Raw genomic sequence first — 2,831 nt, forward strand, 5'->3', positions numbered from 1 at the left:
GCAATGCGCGTTGCCTCACGAAGGCCGTGCATCAGGTCGCGGCTGGCGGGCAGTGACGGCGGCCGGGGCGGGTGCGCCCGGCGGCGTCGGAAGGGAATGGTTTGAACCGCAGGGGCTGCGTGGCCCCTGACGGTCGTGGCGGAGGATGGTTGCGGCCTCAGGACGAGGCGAGCTGGAACTTGCGGTACATCGACAGCACCTTGTTCGCGTACACCTTCGAGCGCTTGCCGGAGCTGCCGTTATAACGGGCCAGCGCCTTGTGCAGATCGCCGTTGGCGCGGTCGAGGTACTCGACCAGGATGCCGGTGCCGGTGCGGATGTTCGGGCCGGGCTTGAACAGCGCGTGTGCGCCGCCGATCTCGCGGATCGCATCCTCGTGGAAGCGCGGCATCACCTGCATCAGGCCGCGCGCGCCCTGACTGCTGACGGCGTCTTCCTTGAAGGTCGATTCGACCGCGATCACCGCGAGCAGCAGCTCGGGCTTCAGGCCGTTCTTCGTGCCGTGCTCGATCGCGTGCGTGACGATGGAATACGCCTTCGCCTCGTCGACGGCGAAGTTCTCCTCGATGTAATCGGCGAGCTTCTGGATGCGCGTGCCGTAGAGGCGCTCGCTGCCGTCATCGTCCAGCAGGCTGGAGACCAGCGGGCGGCTGCGCACGGCTTCGTCCTCGGCCGCATGCGTGCGCGCCGGGGCCAGCACCAGGCTGAGTGCCAGACAGCAGGGCAGGCCGAAAACTGCCAGGGACTTCAGGATCGCGGTGCCAAGCGGCTGCCGCGGGTGCTGCGAAACGGTCTGGCGGATGCCGACCGGTACTTCTCGATCCGTCCGGGGGAAAGGGTGCATGGGATTGCTCCTGTTTTCTGACCAGTGCGAGGGGGTTGCCCGGGGCGGCCGGCGGATCGGCGGGGGAAACGTCGCGCATGCCGCGCTTGACGTGTCCGGTCCGGACCCGGCCGCTGGCAGACTTCTTCCTTCTTTTGCTGAAGGATCAAAGACTTGCCAGCCTCTTCTCGGCTGTATCGATAGGCGCTACCTCCGGTTTCATGGCGTGAAATTGCGTGCAGGGTACGGACACCCCGATTACCGGACAAGCACTGTTGTGCCCGTCAAACAAAACAACAGTGTCCTCAGGCCTTGTGAGGGCTCGATACAAATCTCTGATCCTTACGGGTTTTAACGATTGGCTCTTGCCAGCAGGCGCAACTTTCCGGACAGGGCCCGCGCAAGCCCGTGGCTGCCTGTTGTTATTGTGCCAACGCAACAAATATCGCCAGCAGCACCGCGGCTTCCAGCAGCTCGCAGCCAGCGCCAAGCGTGTCACCGGTGCAGCCGCCGAGCCGTGCGCGCTGGTGCCGGCCCCAGAACCACGCGCCGGCAAGCCCGGCAAGACCGGCCACCTGCCCGGGCGTGTCGCTGCAAAGCAGCACGAGCAGCAGCACGAACACCAGCAGGCGCCCGCGCCGGCGCGGCAGGGCTGCCGACACCGCTGCGGCGAGTCCGTCGGGGCGCGCCGGCGGCAGCGCGATCAGCCAGCCGAGCAGCGCCGTGCGGGCGACCAGCGGTGCCAGCAGCAGCGCCACGCTGGCGCCGCGCGCGAGCAGCGCGGCGAGCAGCGCGTGCTTGACCAGCAGCAGCAGGCCGATCGCCACCACGCCCATCGGCCCGCAGCGCGGGTCCTTGAGGATGGCGTGGATGCGGGCGCGGTCCGGGCCGCCACCGACGAAGGCATCGGCGGTATCGGCAAGGCCGTCGAGGTGCAGCGCGCCGGTGACGAGCACCCAGACCACGAGCACCAGCACGGCGGCCACTCCGGCACCGAGCGGGGCCGCGAGCGCGGCCGTGGCGCAGAGCAGCGCACCGAGCAGCGCGCCGACCGCCGGATACCACAGCGCCGAGCGCCCGAGCGCGGCCGGGGAGACATCGAGGCTGCGGCGCACCGGCAGCCGCGTCAGGAACTGCACGGCGAGCAGCGCGGCGTTCAGGGCCGGGGACTGCGGCGCGGGCTTCAGCGCAGCGCCTGCCAGATCAGCCGGGCCGCGAGCACGGTCACCAGCACCCGGAAGCCGGTGCGGAACAGGGACTCCGGCAGGCGGTTCAGCAGCTTCAGGCCGAACCAGTTGCCGAGCACGCCGGCGATCACGATCAGCGACAGCAGCGGCAGCCAGTCGGCGAACGGGAAGCCGAGGCCGACGAAGGTCAGCGCCTTGCAGCCGTGCTGCACCGACATGCAGGCCGAGAAGGTCGCGATCGTGCGCCGGCGCTCGTCGTGCAGCCGGTTGACGAAGGCGGCGACCAGCGGACCGGTGGCGCCGACGAACATCGACACCGCCGTGGTCACGGCGCCGACCACGGCCAGCCCGGCGCGCGACAGCACCGCGCCCGGCGGTTTCGGTCCCCAGACCAGATACAGCACGAAGCCGGCGATCGACAGCTGCAGCGCCGCCACCGGCAGCGCCACGACCAGCGGCGCGATCAGCAGCGCCCCGAGGGCGGCGCCGAGCGCGAAGGCGCCGAGCACCGGCCGGTCGCAGTGCGCGCGCGTCATCCACGCGCGATCGACGTTGTTGCCGAGCTGCGCGAGCCCGTGCACCGGCACGATCGCGAGCGGCGGCAGCACCGAGGCCATCACCGTCAGCAGCAGCACGCCGCCACCGATACCGAACGCCGAGGTCAGCGCCGACGCGAACACGTTGACGATGACGATCAGCACGGCATCGGCCGGCGCGAGCCCGGCGGGCAGCAGCACGTCATTCAGCATCGGTGGGGCCTCGCTCCGGCTGGCGTTGCGACCCCGGGCGCGGGGTAGCCCCTCGTCCCTTGCACGCCCGGA

3 protein-coding genes are annotated in these 2,831 nt (G+C 70.2%); all 3 read right to left on the bottom strand.

Annotated features, from left to right (window positions below; genetic code table 11):
• Positions 1–157 precede the first annotated feature (157 nt).
• A complete protein-coding gene (locus PKE44_RS17760) occupies positions 158–844 on the bottom strand; it encodes a lytic transglycosylase domain-containing protein (RefSeq protein WP_324553919.1) in 687 nt (228 codons plus the stop codon).
• A gap of 401 nt (positions 845–1,245) precedes the next feature.
• Positions 1,246–1,962 (bottom strand): adenosylcobinamide-GDP ribazoletransferase, encoded by a 717-nt coding sequence (cobS, locus tag PKE44_RS17765; RefSeq protein ID WP_324553921.1) that lies wholly within the window; start codon positions 1,960–1,962, stop codon positions 1,246–1,248.
• A gap of 44 nt (positions 1,963–2,006) precedes the next feature.
• Positions 2,007–2,831: sulfite exporter TauE/SafE family protein (locus tag PKE44_RS17770; protein ID WP_324553923.1), on the bottom strand; the 825-nt coding region annotated here is incomplete at its 5' end.

It is taken from the genome of Plasticicumulans sp., assembly GCF_035331805.1.
In the GTDB taxonomy this organism is placed as follows: Bacteria; Pseudomonadota; Gammaproteobacteria; order Competibacterales; family Competibacteraceae; genus Plasticicumulans.

What these genes read in the sequence shown, in the direction of transcription:
- PKE44_RS17760 (WP_324553919.1), bottom strand. Translation starts at nt 844, where the DNA reads ATGCACCCTTTCCCCCGGACGGATCGAGAAGTACCGGTCGGCATCCGC.